At 35.7% G+C, this 23,958-nt stretch carries 18 protein-coding genes; 15 read left to right on the forward strand and 3 right to left on the reverse strand.

All coding sequences use genetic code 11. The features are described 5' to 3' along the window. Positions 1-47 precede the first annotated feature (47 nt). From J3T98_RS01625 to J3T98_RS01650, 6 genes are all read left to right on the forward strand, one after another. Complete coding sequence (locus tag J3T98_RS01625) at positions 48-341, forward strand: hypothetical protein (RefSeq protein ID WP_267361966.1); 294 nt, start codon at positions 48-50, stop codon at positions 339-341. A 242-nt stretch (positions 342-583) separates the two neighbouring features. Next, positions 584-817, forward strand: coding sequence for a hypothetical protein (locus J3T98_RS01630; protein WP_267332013.1), 234 nt, complete (start codon positions 584-586; stop codon positions 815-817). A gap of 181 nt (positions 818-998) precedes the next feature. Beyond that, positions 999-1,841 carry a Rossmann-like and DUF2520 domain-containing protein gene (locus tag J3T98_RS01635; RefSeq protein ID WP_267356800.1) on the forward strand — a complete coding sequence of 281 codons (843 nt, stop codon included), beginning with the start codon at positions 999-1,001 and terminating at the stop codon, positions 1,839-1,841. Further along, positions 1,838-2,680 carry a 3-methyl-2-oxobutanoate hydroxymethyltransferase gene (gene panB / locus J3T98_RS01640; protein WP_065563502.1) on the forward strand — a complete coding sequence of 281 codons (843 nt, stop codon included), beginning with the start codon at positions 1,838-1,840 and terminating at the stop codon, positions 2,678-2,680. Before J3T98_RS01635 ends, panB begins: the two co-directional genes overlap by 4 nt. An 18-nt stretch (positions 2,681-2,698) precedes the next feature. Continuing rightward, entirely contained in the window at positions 2,699-3,544 is an 846-nt protein-coding gene (panC, locus tag J3T98_RS01645; protein WP_267361967.1) for a pantoate--beta-alanine ligase, read from the forward strand. A gap of 182 nt (positions 3,545-3,726) precedes the next feature. After that, a complete protein-coding gene (locus tag J3T98_RS01650) occupies positions 3,727-6,585 on the forward strand; it encodes a valine--tRNA ligase (RefSeq protein ID WP_267361968.1) in 2,859 nt (952 codons plus the stop codon). A gap of 43 nt (positions 6,586-6,628) precedes the next feature. On the opposite strand, the gene J3T98_RS01655 is transcribed toward J3T98_RS01650, so the two are convergent. Together J3T98_RS01655 and J3T98_RS01660 are read right to left on the reverse strand one after the other, a co-directional pair. Then, positions 6,629-7,300: an OmpW/AlkL family protein gene (locus tag J3T98_RS01655; RefSeq protein ID WP_267361969.1), complete on the reverse strand. Its 672-nt coding sequence runs from the start codon at positions 7,298-7,300 to the stop codon at positions 6,629-6,631. Positions 7,301-7,524: 224 nt separating this feature from the next. Continuing rightward, entirely contained in the window at positions 7,525-8,931 is a 1,407-nt protein-coding gene (locus tag J3T98_RS01660) for an EmmdR/YeeO family multidrug/toxin efflux MATE transporter (RefSeq protein ID WP_065563498.1), read from the reverse strand. A gap of 591 nt (positions 8,932-9,522) precedes the next feature. On the opposite strand from J3T98_RS01660, the gene J3T98_RS01665 reads away from it, so the two are divergent. From J3T98_RS01665 to J3T98_RS01700, 8 genes are all read left to right on the forward strand, one after another. Continuing rightward, entirely contained in the window at positions 9,523-10,239 is a 717-nt protein-coding gene (locus J3T98_RS01665) for an epoxyqueuosine reductase QueH (RefSeq protein WP_065563497.1), read from the forward strand. 161 nt (positions 10,240-10,400) lie between these two features. Further along, positions 10,401-14,675: an acyl-CoA dehydratase activase-related protein gene (locus J3T98_RS01670; protein ID WP_267361970.1), complete on the forward strand. Its 4,275-nt coding sequence runs from the start codon at positions 10,401-10,403 to the stop codon at positions 14,673-14,675. Positions 14,676-14,695: 20 nt separating this feature from the next. Next, positions 14,696-15,313: a CDP-alcohol phosphatidyltransferase family protein gene (locus J3T98_RS01675; protein WP_267353313.1), complete on the forward strand. Its 618-nt coding sequence runs from the start codon at positions 14,696-14,698 to the stop codon at positions 15,311-15,313. A 3-nt stretch (positions 15,314-15,316) separates the two neighbouring features. Beyond that, positions 15,317-17,068 carry a bifunctional alpha/beta hydrolase/class I SAM-dependent methyltransferase gene (locus J3T98_RS01680; RefSeq protein WP_267361971.1) on the forward strand — a complete coding sequence of 584 codons (1,752 nt, stop codon included), beginning with the start codon at positions 15,317-15,319 and terminating at the stop codon, positions 17,066-17,068. A gap of 2 nt (positions 17,069-17,070) precedes the next feature. Further along, positions 17,071-18,375: a phosphatase PAP2/dual specificity phosphatase family protein gene (locus tag J3T98_RS01685; protein WP_267361972.1), complete on the forward strand. Its 1,305-nt coding sequence runs from the start codon at positions 17,071-17,073 to the stop codon at positions 18,373-18,375. A gap of 11 nt (positions 18,376-18,386) precedes the next feature. Next, positions 18,387-18,827: a hypothetical protein gene (locus J3T98_RS01690; RefSeq protein WP_267361973.1), complete on the forward strand. Its 441-nt coding sequence runs from the start codon at positions 18,387-18,389 to the stop codon at positions 18,825-18,827. Positions 18,828-18,865: 38 nt separating this feature from the next. Next, the gene (locus J3T98_RS01695) at positions 18,866-19,801 is read left to right on the forward strand and encodes a phosphatidate cytidylyltransferase (RefSeq protein WP_267361974.1); all 936 of its coding nucleotides are present in this window, start codon (positions 18,866-18,868) and stop codon (positions 19,799-19,801) included. 147 nt (positions 19,802-19,948) lie between these two features. After that, positions 19,949-20,212, forward strand: coding sequence for an HPr family phosphocarrier protein (locus J3T98_RS01700; RefSeq protein WP_267361975.1), 264 nt, complete (start codon positions 19,949-19,951; stop codon positions 20,210-20,212). A 120-nt stretch (positions 20,213-20,332) separates the two neighbouring features. Here the strand turns inward: J3T98_RS01700 and J3T98_RS01705 are convergent, their stop codons facing one another. After that, complete coding sequence (locus J3T98_RS01705; RefSeq protein ID WP_267361976.1) at positions 20,333-21,715, reverse strand: APC family permease; 1,383 nt, start codon at positions 21,713-21,715, stop codon at positions 20,333-20,335. Positions 21,716-22,300: 585 nt separating this feature from the next. Between J3T98_RS01705 and J3T98_RS01710 the strand changes: the two genes are divergently transcribed. Next, positions 22,301-23,794 (forward strand): SEL1-like repeat protein, encoded by a 1,494-nt coding sequence (locus J3T98_RS01710; RefSeq protein ID WP_267361977.1) that lies wholly within the window; start codon positions 22,301-22,303, stop codon positions 23,792-23,794. Positions 23,795-23,958 lie beyond the last annotated feature (164 nt).

Raw genomic sequence — 23,958 nt, forward strand, 5'->3', positions numbered from 1 at the left:
TTAACTCAAAATAAAGGTAATTTCGTCATTACAAGGATGTATAAATAATGAAGACCAAAATGACTTTATTGTTAGTATTTATTGTTACTATTTTGCAAAACCAATATGCTTTAGGTTATACTAGGATTGGCATACCTCCACACAATGACCCTAAACTTTCAGCTGAATCACTAAAATCCACAATTGGTACTATTATTTTTTGCTTGGTGATGGCGGTAATAATAAATTTTTTTATTTCTTTATATGAATCAATTCGTTATCGTAATTATTCTAATGATTTTGGGAAAAAGAAAAAAGAGCAAAAAAAACAAAAAAAGCAAAAACATCAGAAAAAAAATTAAATAATATTCTATTAAGAGAAAGCGTATCAGTCGAATGAATTAAAGTAAAATATTTTATAAAATGGATAAAATAAAAGTTAAATTTTTATTTAAATACCAATGTGAAAAATAATTAAATTCAAATATGGAAATGAAGATCTTATTTTTTACTAAAAGTATATTTTATATCTTTATCTCAAATTAATATCGTTCCCAATAAGCCTTTTATTTTTGATATAGATTTCGAACGAAATGGACATTATGTGCCTCGTTTTCTCGGGATTGGTTCTTCTCATACGCCTCCATCTACATGTGAATGGAATAAAAAGAAATTCGTTTTTACACCAAAAGAGGGGAAAGATTATTTAATAATTATCGGCGCAATTGATTCAAGATCAAACGAAAAAGGCTATGTTTGTCGATTTAGCTTGGAAGAATGGAATGAAAATACTAAACAATACCAAAATCTTCAATTGACTGACAATCCTGAAAAATAATTATTTTCATCATTCTCAATTGCTTATATTGCTTTTTAAAATTATCGAAAAAGTTGAGAAGCGGGGTTTTTTAGGTTTGATTAGCAAGTAATTCTTAAATATTTGCTTGTTTTTGGGTTAAAAATTGAATCTCAATCAAATTAGGCTATAATGCCGCTTTGTTTAAATTTTGTTATTAATAATGAATATTGGTTTTATTGGAGCTGGTAAAGTTGGATGCACACTAGCGAAATATTTTAGTTTATCGGGTTTACAAGTTGCAGGTTTTTATAGCCGAACTTATGAACACGCTAAACAAGCTAGTGATTTTACTAAATCTTATGCTTATTCATCTTTAGCTGATTTAGTGAATAATTGCGATTGTTTATTGGTGACAGTAGCTGATGGCCAAATTGCTTCTGTCTGGCATGAATTATGTCAATTACCTATTACCAATAAGTGGATTGGTCATTGTAGTGGCTTATTGACATCACACATATTTCAGCAAAATAAAGTTGTGCATCCATTCGCTTTTTCATTACACCCTTTATACGCTATTTATGATAAGTTCGATTGCTATAATACTATGTCGGACGTCTCTTTTACGCTCGAAGCAAATAAAGCTATTATCGACCAATTACAACGTTTTTTAGCGCTATTACCTAATCGCTTAGCAATTCTTTCAGCAAATAAAAAGCCACTATATCATGCTGCTTGTGTCATGCTAAGTAATCAAGTGCTAGCTCTCGTACAAATAGGTGTAGATTTACTTAATCAATGTGGATTAGATAAAGAGTTTTCTGAACAAGCTTGGCATCCGCTATTTCTTGGTAATGCCAACAACATTTGTAAAGCGGGAGTCATAGATGCATTAACTGGACCTGTGGAGCGTAACGATATTGAAACCATTAAGCAACATATGATGGCAATGCCAGATGAGCTCAAACCAATTTATCAACAATTATCGACTATTTTGCTTAATATCAGTCGTCAAAAACATCCGGATAGGGATTATCATCAATTAGAAATGGAGCTGTTACCTTGAAAAATACAATTTTGACTTTACAACAACGCAAACAAAATCAAGAAAAGATCACCATGCTAACCGCGTATGACTATACGACAGCAAAATTGATGGATGATAGCGGTGTCGACTGTTTATTAGTGGGTGATTCATTAGGTATGGTTATGCTGGGTTATGAAAGCACAGTATCAGTCACTATGGACGATATGATCCATCACTCTAAAGCCGTGGCAAGGGGCGCTAAAAAAGCATTGGTTGTAACCGATTTACCGTTTATGTCTTACCATGCATCTGTTTATGATGCCGTGCATAATGCTGGACGATTGATACAAGAAGGGAATGCTCAGGCGGTGAAGCTTGAAGGTGGACAAGCATTTTGTGAGCATATTAAGATGATCGCTCAAGCCTCAATTCCTGTCATTGCCCATATTGGCTTAATGCCGCAATCAGTATTAGCATTGGGTGGTTACAAAGTACAAGGTAAAAATTATCAAGCAGCAAAAGCGATTATTTTAGATGCTTTAGCTGTTGAACAGGCAGGCGCTGCGGCAATTTTACTCGAATGTGTACCTGCTGATTTAGCTAAATTTATAACTGAACTTGTTAGCGTTCCTACTATTGGGATTGGCGCTGGTCATGGTTGTGATGGGCAAGTTTTAGTCTATCAAGATATGTTATCTATGTATGATGGTGTATCGTCCAAATTTGTTAAATCTTTTGCCCCAATGGGTGATCAAATGAAACAGGCATTTGCGGATTATTGCCAAGAAGTTAAACAGCAACAATTCCCTGCACCTATTCATGAGTTTGCTATTGATGATGAGATCATGACCAAACTCAAATCTGAATTTTCAAACTAGCTTGGAAGGATAATAAACATGAAAGTTATAACCACTATCGATGAAGTTCGCGATCAGGTTAAATCATGGCATAACAATGGCGAAAGTATTGGTTTAGTGCCGACCATGGGTTATCTGCATGAAGGTCATCAAAGCTTAATGGCTAGTGCTAAAAAAGATAATCAAAGAGTGATTGTTACAATATTTGTTAATCCAATGCAGTTTGGTCCTAAAGAGGACCTAGCTAGCTATCCGCGTGATTTAGAAAGAGATAAAAAAGCCTGTCAGCAAATGGGCGTTGATTTGATTTTTTGTCCGTCCGCCGATGAAATGTATGACGCGAATTTCAATAGCTATGTCAATGTTAATGGTTTAACTGATGCGCTTTGTGGAAAAAAGCGACCAGGACATTTTAAAGGTGTTTGTACGGTTGTCACCAAACTATTTAATATTACTCAACCTGATCGTGCCTATTTTGGACAAAAAGATGCGCAACAGTTAGCCGTCATTCAACGAATGGTACAAGATCTCAATATTCCCATCGAAATTATTGGTTGCCCGATTGTGCGTGAAAGTGATGGACTGGCTAAAAGTTCGCGCAATAGCTATTTGTCTGAACAAGAACGCCTAGCCGCTATTTGCTTATATCGTTCAATTGAACAGGCTAAGCAAATGATCAAAGCGGGTGAAAAATCAGTTGCAACCATCTTAAAGGCCATGCAAAACGTGATAAATAATGAACCATTAGCTAAAATTGACTATATTGAATTTGTTGATTTTGCAACGTTAACCAATGTTGATGTATTAAAGCAAGATAGTCTATGCGCTTTAGCGGTTTATATTGGTAAAACTAGATTGATCGATAATTTTATTTATCATCATTAACAATCCATTTCTTGAGATAAAAGATCGCTTATCGACAAGCGATCTTTTGTTTACCATATTCCTACCGTCTAGGAAAATCGATTTAATCAACGACTTTATTCGTCTAGCAATTTATTGTTATGTCTTTTTACTGTAGAATAATAGCCATTTTTATGCCTTGAATTAGGATTGATGCCTTTATTATGAAAAATACGACTTATAATCCACAAGAAATCGAACAACCTATCTATCAACATTGGGAAGAAAGTGGTTACTTTAAGCCTAATGGTGACAAATCTCAGCCTAGTTATTGCATTGCTATTCCACCACCAAACGTAACGGGTAGTTTGCATATGGGACATGCATTTCAACAAACTATTATGGATGCATTAATTCGCTATCACCGTATGCAAGGTAATAACACGCTTTGGCAATCAGGTACTGACCATGCAGGTATTGCTACCCAAATGGTGGTAGAACGTAAAATTGCCGCTGAAGAAAATAAAACTCGCCATGATTATGGTCGAGATGCCTTTATTGAAAAAATTTGGCAATGGAAAGCTGAATCAGGTGGAAGTATTACGAAGCAGATGCGACGTTTAGGGGATTCTGTTGATTGGGATCGTGAACGTTTTACGATGGATGAAGGCCTTTCTAATGCTGTTAAAGAGGTTTTTGTAAGACTTTATCAAGAAGATTTGATTTATCGCGGTAAACGCTTAGTGAATTGGGACCCTAAATTACGCACGGCAATTTCAGATCTTGAAGTGGAAAATCGCGAAGTTAAAGGTTCAATGTGGCATTTGCGTTACCCATTAGCGGATGGTGCAAAAACGGCAGATGGTAAAGATTATCTCGTTGTAGCAACGACTCGCCCTGAAACGCTATTTGGTGATACTGGTGTGGCGGTTAATCCTGAAGATCCTCGTTATAAAGATCTCATTGGTAAATTTGTTATATTACCTTTTGTCAATCGTCGTATTCCTATTGTTGGCGATGAACATGCAGATATGACAAAAGGTACCGGTTGTGTAAAAATCACACCTGCTCATGACTTTAATGACTATGAAGTAGGGCGTCGTCATCAATTACCGATGATTAATATCTTTACCTTTGATGGTGAGATTCGTACGCAAGCAGAAGTATTTGATACTAATGGTGAGTCAAGCACCGCTTACTCAACTGAGATTCCGACACAATTCCAAAATTTAGAACGTTTTGCTGCACGTAAATTAGTTGTTGCAGAGTGTGAAGCTCAAGGTATTTTAGAAAAAATTGAACCACATGATCTCACCATTCCTTATGGTGATCGTGGTGGCGTGGTCATTGAACCAATGTTAACCGATCAGTGGTATGTTCGCGCTAAAGTCTTAGCTGAACCAGCAATAGCTGCCGTAAAAAATGGCGATATTCAATTTGTACCTAAACAGTACGAAAACATGTATTTTTCATGGATGAATGACATCCAAGATTGGTGTATTTCGCGCCAATTATGGTGGGGACACCGAATTCCGGCTTGGTATGATAATCAAGGTAATGTCTATGTTGGTCGTGACGAAGCTGAAGTTCGCCGTGAAAACGGTCTATCTGCTGATATTGAGTTATCACAAGATGATGATGTACTTGATACTTGGTTCTCATCAGCGCTGTGGACATTCTCAACCTTAGGTTGGCCAGAAAAGACCGATGATTTAGCGACTTTCCATCCAACTAATGTTCTTGTAACTGGTTTTGATATCATCTTCTTCTGGGTCGCAAGAATGATTATGATGACGATGCATTTCATCAAAGATGAACATGGCAAACCTCAAGTACCTTTCAAAACAGTTTATGTAACTGGCTTAATTCGTGATGAAGAAGGGCAAAAAATGTCAAAATCTAAAGGGAATGTTATCGATCCTTTAGATATGATTGATGGGATATCACTTGCCGATTTATTAGAAAAACGTACTGGTAACATGATGCAACCACAGCTTGCTGAAAAAATTGCCAAACGTACTGAAAAACAGTTCCCTAATGGCATTGAAGCCCACGGTACCGATGCATTACGTTTTACTTTAGCCGCACTGGCGTCAACTGGTCGTGATATTAATTGGGATCTAAAACGTTTAGAAGGTTATCGTAATTTCTGTAATAAACTATGGAATGCTAGCCGTTATGTATTAATGAACACTCAAGATCACGATTGTGGATTTAAAGGTGGTGATTTAGAGTATTCATTAGCGGATAAATGGATCTTAGCGGAGTTTAATCAAACGGTGAAAACATACCGCGAAGCATTTGATACTTATCGTTTCGATTTAGCGGCTAATATCTTATATGAATTTACTTGGAATCAGTTCTGTGACTGGTATTTGGAGTTAACCAAATCAGTATTAGCTAATGGCGAGCAAAATCAACAACGAGCAGCTCGTCATACGTTAGTAACAGTCCTTGAAGCACTCTTGCGTTTGGCTCATCCAATCATTCCATTTATAACTGAAGCTATTTGGCAAAGTGTAAAACCATTAATGGCCATCAAAGCAGATACTATTATGTTACAACCAATGCCAGCCTTTGATAGCAAATTAGTTGATAATGAAGCTGTTGCTGATATCAATTGGATTAAAGATGCCGTTATCGCTGTTCGTAATATTCGTGCTGAAATGAATATTGCGCCAAGCAAACCGTTACAATTATTGATCAGAAAAGCATCACCGACGGTGCATCGCATTATTAGTGACAATGTCACCTTTATAGAGTCTTTAGCAAGATTATCAGAAATTGTCTTGTTAGATGAAGGTGAAGCAGGGCCATTATCGGTAACCAAATTAGTTGATGGTGCAGAGCTACTTATTCTAATGGCTGGTTTGATCAATAAAGATGATGAGCTAGCTCGACTTCAAAAAGAAATAGCTCGCATTGAAGGCGAAATTGCACGTATTGATAACAAGCTTTCCAATGCCAGCTTTGTTGATAAAGCACCAGCAGCTGTAGTGGCTAAAGAGAAAGAAAAACAACAAGGCTATGTTGCTGACAAAGCTAAATTACAAGAGCAGTATGAAGCAATAAAAAGTCTTTAAGGACATCAATAAAAAACCTCTCATATGAGAGGTTTTTTTATGATTAAAACTTGTAACCGACACCGAGCATTACAACCCAAGGATCGAGTTCGTATTTTGCCGTGACTTTAGTATTACCTAAATGAGTTTTAGCTTTAGTTTCAATATCGATATAACGGACTTGCGCGTTAATCAGCCAATTATCATCTAAAGAATAATCAGCACCTACTTGTGCAGCCCAGCCCCAGGAATTATCCAAGTCTAAGCCATGAAAGCCTGCTTTCTTAGCTTCACCACTAAGTTTTTCATCAAAAAAGAAAGTATAGTTAACACCAAGGCCAACATAAGGTTGGAACTCATAGCTACTATCAAGCGGATACCACAGTGCGCTTAATGTTGGTGGTAAATGTTTTATTTTTCCTAAATGAGCACCGGATAAACCAGTAGAATTACCACCGCCAAGTTTAACTTGATGACTAAAAGGTGTGGCACCTAATAATTCAACAGCAAAATTATCAGTAATCATATATTGAAAATTCAGGCCTAGTTGCGTGTCATTATCGGCTTTAGCCTTAAGATCACTCTTTGCACCACCTACTTTAACATGATCACTTTTATCTTGAGGATGAACATAGACAGGACCACCACGGATGATAATTTGGTCGGCACTATGCGCCAGAGCGGTTGAGCTTGCTAATCCAAAAGTAACTAGCATAGCAATTGACGATACTCTCATTTTTATCTCCTTATTATGTTTATATAAACTGCTAACTGAGCGTGATATATGCTTCATTAACAGACCGTTTTTTAATATAAAGCTTTAAAGGATTGACAATTACCTAAAGGTATTGATGAATATCTTAGCACCATAATATGAGTAATGATATGGTAGATTTTTTAGATGAATTAATTAATAGTGCTTTTTGTTCAATTGATTCAGATTCAATAGGTCAATTTGATTTAAATTCGCTTTTGATGACGCCAAAGCCATTTACCGCTAATAAGTCGATGATAAAAGAAGATGCTTCGAATGATCCAATCTAAGAACATACCAAACCAAACACCAATCACACCAAAGCCGAAATAAACACCAAAAATATAGCCCACTACAATACGGCACATCCACATACTACCAATAGCGACCCACATGGTATAACTTGCATCTTTCGCTCCCTTAAAACCATATGGCAAAACAAAGGATGATGCCCAGAATGGGGTAAATAAGGCATTAAACCAAAGTAAATGTTTGGAAATTTCGATAACTTCCTGATCATCGGTATAGAGCGAACTTAATAATCCAGCAAACGGAATGGATAAAAATGCTAAAAAGCAGAGTAATAAACTGGTTAAATGAAAGATATACTTAAGTTGCCGTGTTGGTTGATAGATTTGCCCCATACCAATGCGCTTACCAACAATTATGGTTGAGGTTGCGCCAAGTGTTCCACCTGGCAAATTAAGCAATCCAGCAATTGAAAACGCGATAAAGTTTGCCGCAATAGTCGATGTGCCCATACCTGCAACAAAGGTTTGCGTTAGTAATTTTCCAATATTAAACATCACCGACTCAACACTAGCCGGAATACCAATCCCTAAAATATCAATCAGTATCTTGCCATTAAATGAATGAAAATAACTGCGAAGTGGGATAAATAATGCCCGGCTTGGTTTGATGGTCAACACCAACAAAATAAAAAACATCCCACAATAACGAGATGTAGTTAAACCAATACCTGCACCGATAAACCCAAGTCCTTGCCAACCGAAAGCACCATAAATTAGTACATAACTAATAGATAGATTCAGAATGTTCATAAGGATATTTAAATACATGGGAATTTTAGTATTGCCAGCGCCACGCAAAGCGCCACAACCAACTAAAATAAAGGCAAGGGCGGGGTAACCTAAAACGGTTAATCTTAGAAAGGTTAGTGTTAATTCCTTAACTTCAGGATCAGCCTTACCGGCAATAATCTCAACAATCCAATAGCCTGAAAACTCAACGAACAAAAATAGTAAAATTGAGATTATTACTAATAGCGTAATAGATTGTCTTGCTGCTACTACTGCTTTTTTACGATTATGTCGTCCTAAACTAAACGCGACTACGACGGATGTTCCGAGCGCAACCGCCATAAAAAAGGACATCACAATCATATTAAAGCTTTCGGCCAAACCGACGGCAGCCATCTCGGCCTTACCAATCCAACTTACTAAAAATGTACTGAATATACCCATTAAAATGACAGACAAATTCTCAATCAGAATTGGCATTGCTAAAGGATATATTTCGCGCCAGAATAGCACATTGTTTGAACGTCGTTTTTTATAAAGTTGAAGATTCTTCAATCGACTTAGAACATCCAATTTAAGGCCTAAAGTTTTATTCGATAATTTGTGGCTATTATAACGCCTTTATGTGATAAAAATGAAATTATGTTTTAAAAAAATGGCTATCAATTTTAATTGATATAATACTCAACATTGTCAGTGCATTGTTTCTTTAATCTATGATATTTAAGATTAAAAATTAAATGATTAGGTAATTTTAGAGCTGCTTATTGCCGTTTCTCTAGAGAACTTGTTATAAGTGGTGCTTGAAAAAGATGCTTTTTTCTAAGTAACTAAATCTTAATCACCAAATTATAAAAGGATGAAATTTTCACTACATACTTATAGTGATTATGTAAAAAGATAGCTTATCTTTATATGATTTAGCTATAGTAAAATTTCAACACATAATTAAGTAAAGGGCATAAACTTTTTTTAAGTGTTTAAAAAGTAATGTTGAGATAAGAAGAGATAATCACAAAAAAAAGTTGAGGAGCGGGGTTTTTGAAGCTTTAATTTTCTCCAAAAAGCGATCTTTTCGCCTTAAACTTGAACGCTTTTTCAGTTCGCTATATTATAGCTGCTTTATTTTCCATTATTTACTTAAGCAAACGTTAAAGAGTACGAATGTTAATCAACGCCAAAGATATTCTCGAAAAATTAAATCCTCATAATAAAGTGAATTATGATTCAATTTTAAAAGAAGTGATTGCTGATTGGCAGTTGGCAGCGGCTCGACCTAAGTTGTTAATCCATAGTTGCTGTGCACCATGTAGTACTTATGTACTGGAATATTTAGCACAGTATGCTGATATCACGATCTATTTTGCCAATTCAAATATTCATCCCCGCGTGGAATATGAGTATCGCAGTGTCGTTCAACAGAAGTTTATTGCTGACTTTAATCAAAAGACTGGCAACCAGGTGCAGTTTTTAGAAGCACCTTATCAACCGGCTGAGTTTATTAAACAGGTAGAGCATTTGCGTGATGCGCCAGAAGGTGGTGAGCGGTGTCATCTTTGTTATAAGATGCGGTTAGATTTGGCGGCGATTAAGGCGCAAGAGTTGGGCTTTGATTATTTTGCTAGTGCGTTAACGCTGAGTCCTAAAAAGAATAGTCAAAAAATCAACCAACTTGGTTTCGAAATTCAGGAAATTTTTTCAGTTAATTATTTACCTTCCGATTTCAAAAAGAATAATGGTTATAAGCGTTCTATCGAACTTTGTAAGGAGTACGATGTTTATCGACAATGTTATTGCGGTTGTATTTTTGCTGCAAAAGCACAAGGTGTCGATCTGAAGAATGTAATTGCTATCGCTAAGCAAGGGCTGGAGAAAGTATAACTCGATATTGATCCTCTTCAAAACATCCAAAATGTCATTTCCCTAACAAATTGATTAAAAATCTGAAAGATTTCGCTATAATAATTTTATAAAAGAATAATAATTATTATTTGTAATCCTATTATTGGTTAAGTCTAATTTTGCAAAATGTGAGTTTGTTTATGCCAAAAATATATAGGCTTGGATTGGATGTTGGTTCTACAACAGCTAAGTGTGTTGTACTCGATGAACAGGATAATTTTATTTATACCAATTATGTTCGTCATAACACCCATATTGTTAATACCGCTTTATCCCTTTTAGATGAAATTAAACAGCAGATTGGTGATGATGCTATTGTGTCGGTTAAGGTGACAGGCTCTGCTGGGATGGGGATTTCTGAGAAGGCCGGTATCGCTTTTATTCAGGAAGTTGTAGCAGCATCGGAAGTGGTACAACGCAAATATCCTGAGGTGCGAACTCTAATTGATATCGGTGGGGAAGATAGTAAGATGATCTTCTTTTTTCCTGATCGTCCGCCCGATATTCGTATGAATGGGAGCTGTGCTGGAGGAACCGGTGCCTTTATCGATCAGATGGCAACTTTACTTAATACCCCTGTGCAGGAATTTGACCTGCTTGCAACCAAACACGATAAAGTCTACCCCATCGCTTCTCGTTGCGGTGTGTTTGCGAAAACCGATGTGCAAAATTTAATTAGCCGTAATGTTTCCAAAGAAAATATTGCTTACTCTGTTCTACATGCAGTTTGTATTCAGTTAGTGAATACGCTAGCGCGTGGTTATGATATTGTGCCAAAAGTGATGCTGATTGGCGGGCCGTTTTCATTTATTCCAACTTTAGGCAAAGCCGCATTAGAAACGTTAAAGTTAAATGAGGAACAAATTGTTACTACAGAGCATCCTACATTATTGTCGGCTTGGGGAGCGGCAATCCATGCTATTGAACGTAGTGAACTTACTATCAATGATTTCATTGATAGACTAAGTGCGTCAAATAAGATTCAAGTCAATCAATCTTTTCGCTTAAAACCGTTATTTAACCAGTCGCTATCATTTAATGATTGGCAACAAAAACGCAAATATATCGAAATTCCTCGCCTAGCTTTAACCTCTTATCAAAAGCAAAACGCTTATTTAGGTATCGATAGTGGTTCAACAACTACTAAGATTACGCTAATTAGTGAGAATGATGAGCTACTTTTTACCTATTATGCACCCAATAATGGTCATTCAATTAAGGCATTAATTAAAGGGTTAACGGTACTTAAGGATGAGATTGAGGCATCTAGTAAAGAGATTGTAATTGTTCGTACTGGTGTTACTGGTTATGGTGAGGAGTTGTTGAAAGCAGCTTTTGCCATCGATGATGGTTTGGTTGAGACAATGGCTCATTTTGCCGCGGCTAAACATATCGACCCTAAGGTGAGTTTCATCATGGATATTGGCGGTCAAGATATGAAAGCCATTTTTATAGCCAATGGCGTGGTGAATCATATTGAGCTTAACGAAGCTTGTTCGTCAGGTTGTGGTTCATTTATTGAGACTTTTGCTAAATCCCTTAATTCCAATACTATTGATTTTGCTGATGCAGCGTGTAAATCCAATAATCCTTGTGATTTAGGAACGCGTTGTACGGTATTTATGAACTCTAAAGTGAAACAAGCACTACGTGAAAATGCGACTGTTGGCGATATTTCAGCTGGACTTGCTTTTTCGGTGATTAAAAATGCGATTCATAAAGTGCTTAAGCTTCATGATATGCGTAAGCTTGGCGATCATATTGTGGTTCAAGGCGGTACTTTTAAGAATCCTGCTGTGTTTCGTGCTTTAGAGCAGTTAACTGGTGCTCAAATCGCTACGTCCAATATTCCTGAATTGATGGGGGCTTATGGTGCAGCGCTAGTTGCGAAAAATCATTATATAAATAATCAAACCCCTTCGCAGTTTATTGGCTTAGATAATCTACAGAAAGCTGAAGATAATAAAGCTAAACCTTCACGCTGTAAGGGGTGTGAGAATAATTGCGATATTATGATTTATCGCTTTGCTAATGGTCAACGTTATTATTCCGGTAATAAGTGTGAGCGATTTTTAAGCAATAATCAGCATCAAAATAAAAATGCATTTAATATGTTTGATTATAAGAATGCATTGTTATTCGATAGAGCTAATACGCATAATGTTGACGCTAAACTCCATATCGGAATCCCTCGTGTTTTAGGGCAATATGAAAATTTTCCATTCTGGCATACGTTGTTAACTAGAAGTGGAATAAATGTGACGCTTTCACCCTATTCGACATATGATCTTTATGAGAAAGGGGCAGGTACCGTGATGTCAGATAGCATCTGTTTTCCTGCCAAACTTGTTCATGGTCATATTTTGGAGTTGATCGAGCAGAAGGTTGATCGCATTTTTATGCCGATGGTGGTATTTGAGTCTGACCATTTTGATAATGCAATTAATAGTTATAACTGTCCGATTGTGAGTAGTTATGCTGAGGTGATAAATAGCGCGATCAATCCAAAGACGAAATATAATGTGCCGTTGGATTATCCAGTAATTAATTTTAGTGATCAGAAGTTACTGAAAAAAGGATGTATCAATTATTTAATGTCGCTCGGTATTCCTAAAAATGTGGCGAGTCAGGCTTTTGCAGATGCACTAGTTGCTCAAGCTGAATATAAACAATCACTGAATAAAAAAGCTGTTGAGGTGTTGAATAATGCTAAAGAGACTGGTCGTTATGTGTTTATTTTAGCGGGTAGACCTTACCATAGCGATAGTTTAATTAATCATAAAACACCTGAGATTTTAAATGCGTTAGGTTGTGATGTCATAACCGAGGATTCTGTGTTGGGTGAGATCAGTCGATTATCGCCAGAGTTACAAATCTGTTCACAATGGAGTTATCCAAATCGATTGTATGCAGCAGCAAGTTTTGTTGCTGAGCAACCCAAAAATATTCAGTTTGTGCAACTTAACTCTTTTGGGTGTGGTCCTGATGCAATTGTTACCGATGAGTGTAAGGCGATTTTAGAATCTAAAGGTAAGACATGTACGATTATTCGTGTCGATGAGATCACCGCAACAGGATCTGTACGTTTGCGTTTGCGTTCGATTATTGAATCAATCCGCATGAATCATCAACAACCATTAAAAATAGTTAAGCGTAAAAATACGACTATTTTTGCTAAGCAAGACAAACAGCGCCGTACTATATTGGCGCCATTTATTTCAGATTTTTATTCTCCATTGTTACCTCCAATTTTTGCTTTGTCTGGCTATAAGCTTGAAATCCTTCCAAAACCAGACAAAAGTTCGGTCGAGTGGGGACTTAAATATTGTAATAATGAGATTTGTTATCCAGCAACGATTATTGTTGGAGATATTATTAAAGCGCTAAATTCAGGTAAATATCAGCGTGATGAAGTGGCTATCGGTATTACCCAAACAGGAGGCCAGTGCAGGGCGAGTAGTTATCTTTCTTTAATTAAGAAAGCAATGATTAGTAATGGTTATGAAGATATTCCGATTGTGTCGCTAAGTACAGGTAATATTAATGAAATCGAACAACCAGGCTTTAAACTTAACTGGCTGAAAACATTACCAGCAACTTTTTTTGCTATGCTGTTTGCCGATTCGATTTCAAAGATGTTTTATTCGATTGCGCCTAGAGCAAAATATAAACAGCAAGCTAATCAGTTAAAAGAACTTTATATTAGAAAGTTACAGCAAATTATCAATCAACATAAAGGCAAAAAGGCGATCTTTTTGCTGTTAAAAGAAGCTGTCGATCATTTCAATCAAATCGAAACCTTAAATAAAGATTGCCCTCAAATTGGAATTGTTGGGGAGATTTACGTTAAATATAACGGTTTCGGAAATCAAAATAGCATAGATTGGCTAGTCGAACAGGGAATAGAACCGGTTATTCCGCCAATGATCGAGTTTTTTGCTCAGTCTTTTGTTAACTATGATAGTAATGTTGATAATTATATTATTAACAAGAGTTTTGTTGCTTATTTTGTTCACTTTTTTGAAAAAGTAGCGCAGAAGTACATTGATCAAACTAATCAGATTTTGTCGGGATTTAAATATTATCAACCATTCCACAATATTCGTGATATGGCGACAAAAGCGGAAGAAATTCTTAGTTTAGCTAATCAATATGGTGAAGGTTGGTTAATTCCAGCTGGTATTATGACTTTTGCTCAACACGGTATTAATAATGTGATTAGTCTTCAACCGTTTGGCTGTATTGCTAATCATGTTGTTTCAAAAGGGGTAGAGAAACGTATGCGTGACCTTAATCCAAAACTTAATTTGCTTTATTTGGATTTTGATGATGGCGCAGGTGAAGTTAATGTGCTTAATCGTTTGCATTTTATGGTGAGTTCATTAAAGTATACTCAATTACAACGTATTGTTTAATTATGTATTAAGGGACGAAAATGTTTTCTATTTATCAATTAAAATCGCGCTTTCAAGCATTGCTTCGTCCTTATGTGAAGTTGCTTTATGATTCACAAATAACTGCCAATCAGGTGACATTAGGTGCTTGTGTTGGGTCGATATTAGTTGCTATGTTTGTTGGTTATTTCGCAGATCATCTATGGTTATTTTTGTTAATACCATTATGGATGTTTATTCGGATGGCTCTCAATGCGATTGATGGTATGCTAGCTAGAGAATATAACCAAAAATCAAATCTTGGTTCGTATTTAAACGAGATTTGTGATGTGGTTTCTGATTCTGTATTACTTTTAATCTTTACTCAACTGAATCAGGTCAATAACAGTTTAGTTATTTTAGTCGTTTTGTTATCTTTTTTAACTGAGTTTGCTGGAGTACTCGGTGTGATGATTGGTAGCTCACGACGTTATGATGGCCCCATGGGTAAAAGTGATCGGGCTTTTGTTTTTAGCCTAATAAGTTTAGGCATTTCTACCTATTTGTTACCACTTGATTGGCTTAATACTGTATTGTGGCTAATTATCTTTTTGTTATTAATTACGGTAGTTAATAGAGTTAGAAAGGGATTGCAAGAATCAACAAATATCAAGGATTAGCTTATGCGTGAACAGCAGCAAAAAACATTTATTAGTCATGATGGTTGTCAATTATTTTATCGTTATTGGCCAGCTGTCGAGACTAATGATCAAATGACTTCAAAAGCAATTGTGATTTTTCATCGAGGTCATGAACACTCTGGACGAGTAGCCCATTTGGCTGATGAACTTGATTTACCTGACTACCATATTTTTGCTTGGGATGCGAGAGGAAACGGTCAATCAGAAGGTGAGCGTGGTGATGCTCCCAATTTTGCCACGCTAATTAAAGATGCTGATTGTTTTATTAAGCATATCATTGAGGAATACTCTTTGAGTATGCAAGATATTGCCGTTATCGCTCAAAGTGTAGGGGCGGTAATTGCAAGCGCTTGGGTGCATGATTATGTGCCAAATATTCGCGCCTTGGTTTTAGGATCACCCGCATTTAGCGTTAAGTTATATGTACCATTAGCTGTGCCAGGACTTAAGTTACTGTATAATATAAAAGGAAATTTTTTCGTAAATAGTTATGTCAAACCGAATTTATTAACGCATGATACTAGTCGGGCTGAATCTTTTAATAAAGATTCATTAATTACTCGACCTATTTCAGTTAGATTATTGCTTGATCTTTATGCGGTATCAGATCGAATTGTTAAAGATGCCAACGCCATTACTGTTCCCACTCAATTACTCGTTTCTGGCTCTGATTTTGTGGTGCGTCGTAAACCGCAGAAAATTTTTTATGATAATTTGGGAACAAACCAAAAAGAGTTCCATATCTTACCAAAATTTTACCACGATACGTTTGGCGAGAAAGATCGTTATATGGCTATCGATAGGGCGAGGCGGTTTATACAAGGCTGTTTTGCAAATCAACCCAATGTTCCGGTATTAACAAATGCTGATCGAGTTGGTTATACTCGCATGGAAACCGATAAATTAGCATTACCGCCTTCTGGGTGGATTAAGTCATGGTATTGGAAGTGTGTTCGAGCGACCTTAAAACATGCTGGTAAAATGTCGGATGGTATCAAGCTAGGCTTAGAAACAGGATTTGATTCGGGGAGTACACTAGATTATGTTTATCGAAATGAACCTTCTGGTTCCTCTAAACTCGGTCAATTTTTTGATTATCTCTATTTGCAATCTATTGGCTGGCGGGGTATTCGACAACGTAAAAACCATTTAGAGCAATTGTTAAAGCAAACTATTGAAAAGCTACAATCTGATGAAGTTAACATTGTTGATATAGCTGCAGGACATGGTCGCTACATTCTTGAAACGATTAATCAAATTGCCCATAAACCAAATTCGGTTTTATTACGTGATTATAGCGATATCAATATTCGTGATGGGCGAATACTCATAGAACAACAAGGTTTAAGTGATATTGTCCGTTTTGAAAAAGGTGATGCATTTAGTCGTAATGAACTTTCACAACTCTCTCCAAAACCTAATTTAGCGGTGGTTTCAGGTTTATATGAATTGTTTGATGATAATCAGTTATTACGTGAATCTTTGTTAGGGTTGTCCGATGTGATTCCAGCAGGGGGATATTTAATTTATACCAATCAACCTTGGCATCCTCAACTTGAATTTATTGCTAGAGCTTTAACCTCTCATCGAGAAGGGAAAGCATGGATTATGCGACGACGGACTCAGCTTGAGATGGATCAGTTAGTTGAGGAAGCTGGATTTACTAAAGTTACCATGTTGGTAGATCAGTGGGGTATTTTTACCGTTTCGCTTGCGCAACGAAATTCGAATTAATTATGCTAAAAGTATTTAACCGGCTTAACTTTTATAAGTGTATATGGTTAGTCGGTTTATCGGTGTTCTTTTTTACTAGTTACAATTTTGCTAACTGGTTTACGTCTCAACGTGAGGGGGTACCGAGTCTGTTTTTTAGTTGGGAACGTAATATTCCACTTTGGCCATGGACGATTGTTCCTTATTGGTCTATCGATCTCATGTATGGTTTTGCCATTTTACTAACATCTTCATGGCAATCTCTTAAGACTCTTGGTTTACGGCTGTTAACGGCGCAAGTCATTTGTATTATTTGTTTTTTGCTTTTTCCACTGAAATTCTATTTTGATCGTCCGGCTTTGGACGGATTTTTTGGATTGATGTTTGATATTTTGATGGGATTTGATAAGCCATTTAATCAAGCTCCTTCATTACATATTACGTTATTAGTAATTTTATGGCAGTTTTACGCTAACTATTTTCGTGGATTGAGTCGTTATTTTTTACATATTTGGTGCTTGTTAATTGGACTTTCAGTTCTAACCACTTGGCAGCATCATTTTTTTGATATTCCAACTGGATTATGGGTTGGGTGTTTTTGTATTTGGTTATACCCGTATAAGAGAGAAAAACAGATAAAACATCGACCGTCAAGCTATTGCTGGGCATTGATTTATTTTGGTTTGAGCTTGTTATCACTGGCCGTTGTTGTCTATTATTCTGTATGGGCTCTATTATGGTTGGCAGGTGCTTTGTTATTGGTTGCTGCTAATTATTTGTTCTCATCAGACTTTCAAAAACAACAAAATGGCCATTTTAAGCTTCCCGTTATTTTCCTTTTTTTCCCATATTTTATCATTATGTGGCTAAATTCAAGGATATGGACAATCAGACATCAAACTGATGATTTGATTGTTGATGAAGTTTATTTAGGCCGCATTCCATCCAGTCAAAACTTAAAGCAAAATCATTATAATTCCGTGGTAGATTTGTGCGCCGAGTTACCAATTGGGCATTTTGAAGGGGCATACTCCCTTATTCCCGTTTTAGATATGACCCCACTTTCGCAGGAAGAGTGTCAACAAGCCGCGAAAACTATTGAACTTTATCATCAACAAGGTAAATTATTAGTTTGTTGTGCTTTAGGTTATTCTAGAAGTGCAACCGCTGTGATTGCGTGGTTATTATGGACGAAAAGAGCCAATAATCTACAAGAAGCAATAAACAAAGTAAAAGCCTGTCGGAATTCGATTGTGATATCTAACCAACAACAATTGATTTTATCCAATTGGTTTTCAACAATTAAAGATAGGATAGCGAGATGTTAAGTTCAGCCCCATTGCAAAATAATATTAGCAAAACCGATTTGCAGATATTTTGTCATTTTTTATCAATTAGCAGACAGATTGATATTTATTCTATGCTTTTATCAGTTTTGGGTGCTTTTGTTGCTTTGATAAGTTTTGGGGAAGGGGCTTTAACTATTTTTTGTTTGATTATTTTTCTCCTTGGTTTAATAAGTAAATATTACGCTATAAGAGTCGCTTTTGATAAAAAGTTATTTGAATATTTAGCCAATCATTCAGACCATTTGCAAAATGAATTGTTGGCGATGGATAAGGCGCTAATCAATTTAAAGCTTATTAAGGATTCAACATTAAAAACAGTGGATGATCGCCAAAAGGGTGTTTTATCGCTGTTAAGATTTCAAATAATTTTATTTTTATTACAAAATTGTTTAATCGTTTTTGCTGTCATTAATGGTATTATCAATAATTAACGGATTTTTTGTAACATTTGCATACAAGGAGAATTAAGATGTCCCATTATCAATATGATACATTTTTGTTGTTTTTGGGCATCGGTTTGTTTTTGTTAGTGGCATCGATAATTGGTCAAATTCTAAAATACCGCTTCAAGTCACCCAGTATTGATAATTTAAATGCTCGAATTAATGCATGGTGGGTGATGGTAACCATTATTGGCGGGGCTTTTTGGTTAGGTCAATTGGCGGTGATTTTTTTGTTTTTTATTGTTTCGGGCATAGCTTTACGTGAATTTCTTATTTTAACGCCGATCAATCGCTACGACTATTTTGCATTAATTTTTGCATTTGGTATTGCTTTACCTGTTCAATATATTTTGGTCGCTTATGCTTGGTATGGTCTATTCAGTATCTTTATTCCAGTTTATGCATTTTTGTTCCTGGCAATATTTGCTACGATTACAGGATCGACCCGAAATTTTTTAGAAAGAATAGCGGATGTACAATGGGGATTGATGATTACGGTTTATTGTATTTCATGTGTGCCAGCATTATTAGTGTTAGACATCGAAAATTATCAAGGTCGTAATCTGTTGTTAATCGCTTATCTAGTACTCGTCGTTCAGCTATCAGATGTATTGCAATACGTTTTTGGAAAATTATTTGGAAAACATAAAATTAGCCCAAATGTCTCACCAGCAAAAACGATAGAAGGGTTTGTTGGCGGTATTTTATCAGCCAGTTTTATTGGGGCATGTATGTTTTGGATTACGCCTTTTACTTTTCTGCAATCGGGTTTAATTTCGCTAATGATTACACTATTGGGCTTTTTTGGGGGATTAGTGATGTCTGCCATCAAACGTGATCGGGGTGTAAAAGACTGGGGAAGGCTTATAGGTGGTCATGGAGGAATACTTGATCGCTTCGATTCAATCTGTTTTGCTGCTCCAATTTTTTTCCATGTGGTGAGATATTTTTGGGTTGAGTAATTTTAGAATTATTAATAAACAGCTATTAATAATCAGAATGTTATGAATAAATTTCAAAAATTAATGCTAAAAAAGAGCAAAAAAAATGAATTTATGATATAAATACAGGTATCGTATTAACGTTAGATATAAGTAAGGACATATAATATGCTAAAAGAGCAAATGGTAGTAAAAAATTCAACTGGTTTACATGCCCGCCCAGTAACGACACTTGTTAAATTATCTGGTCGTTATAAATCATCAATTGAACTTGTTTATAACGATAAAGCTATTAAATTAAAAAGTATGATGGGTTTACTTGGTGCTGGCGTTAAAGGCGGTTCAACTGTTGAAATCATCTGTGATGGTGAAGATGAACAAGCAGCTATGGATGAAATCCGTGAATTATTTGCTACAGGTTTTGGTGAATAATTTTAAGCGATTTTAATCGAGTTTTATTACTTAAAAATGAAAATCCCGTCGGCCTTGGTCGACGGGATTACTTTTAAAGGGCATGAACTAAATACTTTTAAGTAGACCTAATAGATTTATCTAATCTTTGATAATTGAATCCAATTCCGAATGATCAATCGATGGTAATGTTGTTGTAAAAAATCTAGTTAAATAAAGTAAATAACAGAATCCAAAAGCCAACCAAATCAATCCAACCATCATTGCTGTCGATTCAAGGCTAGTCCATAGCCACAACGAAAGTAGTAAACCAATTGCAGGCATTAGTCCATATTTTATTAGCATCATCACTGTTTTCTTGGTTTCACCACCTAAGTAGCTTTTGATAACGCATAGGTTGACAAAGGTAAAAGCGACTAATGCACCAAAACTTATCATCGATATTACTAAGGTTAAATCAAGAACCAAAGCGAATAGTGAAAAAATAGAAACAAAAATTATTGATAAATAAGGTGTTCTAAAACGTGGATGAATTCTATAGAAGATCCGTTTAGGCAATACACCTTCACGTCCCATAGCATAAAAAATTCGAGAAACGCTAGTTTGGGCTGTCATGGTTGAGGCAAATACACCTGTTAGATATGCTGTTTGGAAGAAATTATAAATAAAATTATCTCCATACTTGCCGAAAATATCGCTTAAATGACTTATGCTATCAACTCTATGCATTACATCCAAACTCGCTGTATCTCTATTATCAACAAAATCAGTCCATTGTGGATATGCTAAATGTGCACAATAGGAAACTACTAGGAATATACAACCAGCAATAAGTACGGTACCAATAATTGCTCTTGGTAGGGTTTTTTTCGCTTCATTTGATTCTTCAGCCAGTGTTGCTATTGCATCAAAACCTAAAAATGCAAGGCATAATATGGCGGCTCCGGAAAATAAACCACTAAAGTCATCTGGGGTAACAGATATTGGTTTGAGCATCGCTTCGGGTGTTAAATCAACATTTATTAACGTTATAATAATAAACAATACGATAAATAACGCTTGAAATAAATTTAAAGTGATATTGGCCCAATTGATTAACTTGATTCCAAGATAATTTAATATACTGACACCCATAATCGATACTAATACAAATACATAGGCTGGAATATTCTCAAAGTGCTCATGTAGATATATTCCTAAAACCAAATAATTTAATATTGGTAAAAATAGGTAATCAAGAATTTGTGCCCAACCAACTAAGAAACCAACTTTTCCACCAAAAGTTCGTTGTACATAGGTATACGCCGAACCAGCAATAGGGAGTTTATTTGCCATTCGGCAGTAACTCAATGCTGTGAAAAAGATCATGGCAAGGGTGATGATGTAGGCTATAGGTAAGTGTCCATTACTGACAACGGTAACTTCCCCATAAGTGGTAAAGATCCCTAAAGGAACCATATAAGCTAAACCAAATGCAATTAATGCAGGTGTGGTTAAAACTCGTTTCATTTTTATTGCGGACATGATTTATTTTTGCTCCTCTGTCCCAAAAAACAATAAAAAACTACTAAGTATAGTTTTGCCTTTTACCCGCTTGAAGCGGCAGGGAATTCTGCCACATTATCATAATTATGCAAGCTAATTTTTATTATATTGACATTTAATTTAGTAAATTCTGGATTTAACCATTTAATATGAATTATTTCTGAACAATTCTTAATAAAAATAGATTTTTTAGACTCAAAGAAAGTGATTTATATTTAGGTTAAGCTTTCTATTATGAATAAGAATAAAAATAGATTAAACCAAGGTTATTTGCCTATAAAAATAAATCGCATTTTTAATTTCTGAAGAAAGGGAAATATTAAGGATTTGATATAAAGTAATGAGAAAATATATTTATAGGAATATTATGGTTAAATACTTTTCTAATAATAGTGACATTTTTATGTGATCCAATAATTGGCGTGTTAACAATTTTTTCAACTCCACATACGCATAAGCCAGTTAAAAGTACATTGTTAACGAGTAATAGAGAGTAAGCCTATTCTTTTCTTGTTAGTAGGCAAAATAAAAAAATTATTATATTTAAGGAAATTTAGGGAACTTATGAAAAACATCCCCCTTGTTGCATTAACTGCATTATTCTCGACGACGGTTTACGCTAATCATTGCGCTACCTATTATGAACAAAAAGATTTTGATAAAGCTTTTATTGCTTGTAATACTGAGGCTAAGCAGGGAGATAGTGAAGCTCAGTATAATTTAGCACTAATGTTTTACAACGGCGATGGCGTTGAAGAAAATATTGAAAAAGGACTATATTGGGAAACAAAAGCAGCGGAAGCTGGATTTGCTCAAGCGCAATTTGATTTAGCATATAATTATTACATAGGATGGGATATCGAAGTCAATAAAGAGAAAGCACTATATTGGTATACTAAAGCCGCTGAACAAGGGCATAGTGAAGCGCAATATAATTTAGGGGTTATGTATGGTAATGGGGAAGGCGTCGTACAAAATATTGAAAAAGAATTATATTGGTATACTAAAGCCGCTGAACAAGGTCTTAGTAATGCACAATTTAATTTAGGGGCTATGTATAACAGAGGATTCGGTGTCGAAGTCAATAAAGAAAAAGCCCTATATTGGTTTACTAAAGCCGCCAAACAAGGGTATGGTGACGCGCAATATAATTTAGGCCTTATGTATTACAAAGGGGAAGGTCTCGAAAGAAATATCGAAAAAACATTATATTGGTATACTAAAGCCGCTGAGCAAGGCGCTAGTTATGCGCAATTTAATTTAGCACGTTTGTATGAAGTCGGAGATGGTGTCGAGGTCAATAAAGAAAAAGCGCTATATTGGTATACCAAAGCCGCCAAACAAGGGGATGGTGACGCGCAATACAATTTAGCACGTATGTATGAAGTCGGAGATGGTGTCGAAAACAATAAAGAAAAAGTACGGAGTTGGTACACCCAAGCAGCGGAACAAGGTCATATTTTTGCGCAGTTAGAGTTAGCATATATCTATGACCAAGGAGATGGTGTTGAAGTCAATAAAGAAAAATCGCTAGATTGGTATACTAAAGCTACCAAACAAGGAAATGGTGATGAGCAATATAATTTAGCACGTATGTATGACCAAGGAGATCGTGTCCAAATCAATAAAGAAAAAGCACTATATTGGTACACCAAAGCGGCGGAACAAGGGGATATCTCTGCGCAATTAGAGTTAGCCTATTTGTATGACCAAGGAGTTGGTGTCGAAGTTAATAAAGAAAAAGTACTATATTGGTATTCTCAAGCTCAAGTTCTATCTCTAGCTCAAGAAGAGGAAGATGAGTTTATGGTAGATCAATATTATTTGGCAAGTATTTATGCTGAAGGTGATGGGGTCAAAGTTGATAAAAAGAAAGCATTATATTGGTACACAAAAGCAGCGGAACAAGGGTATAGTGAAGCGCAATATAATTTAGGACTTATGTATCACCACGGAGACGGAGTAAAAAAAGATATAGCGTTAGCAAAAAGGTATTTTAAGCAAGCTTGTTCGCTTGGTTTTGATAAAGGATGTGATGATTATAATTCCCTGAAATAAACACGATTAATTCATATTGAAAATATATATGCTAAAAATGTCTTATATATTAAGACAATTTTTTATACAGACTCAAAATGTCATTGATTCTGTTATCCCAATCTTTTTTGATATAGATTGATTTAACAGTGACTTTTTAATTAGGCCCAAGATATTTGGTTGAT

The organism is Gilliamella sp. B2772 (assembly GCF_026536985.1).
GTDB lineage: Bacteria > Pseudomonadota > Gammaproteobacteria > Enterobacterales > Orbaceae > Gilliamella > Gilliamella apicola_E.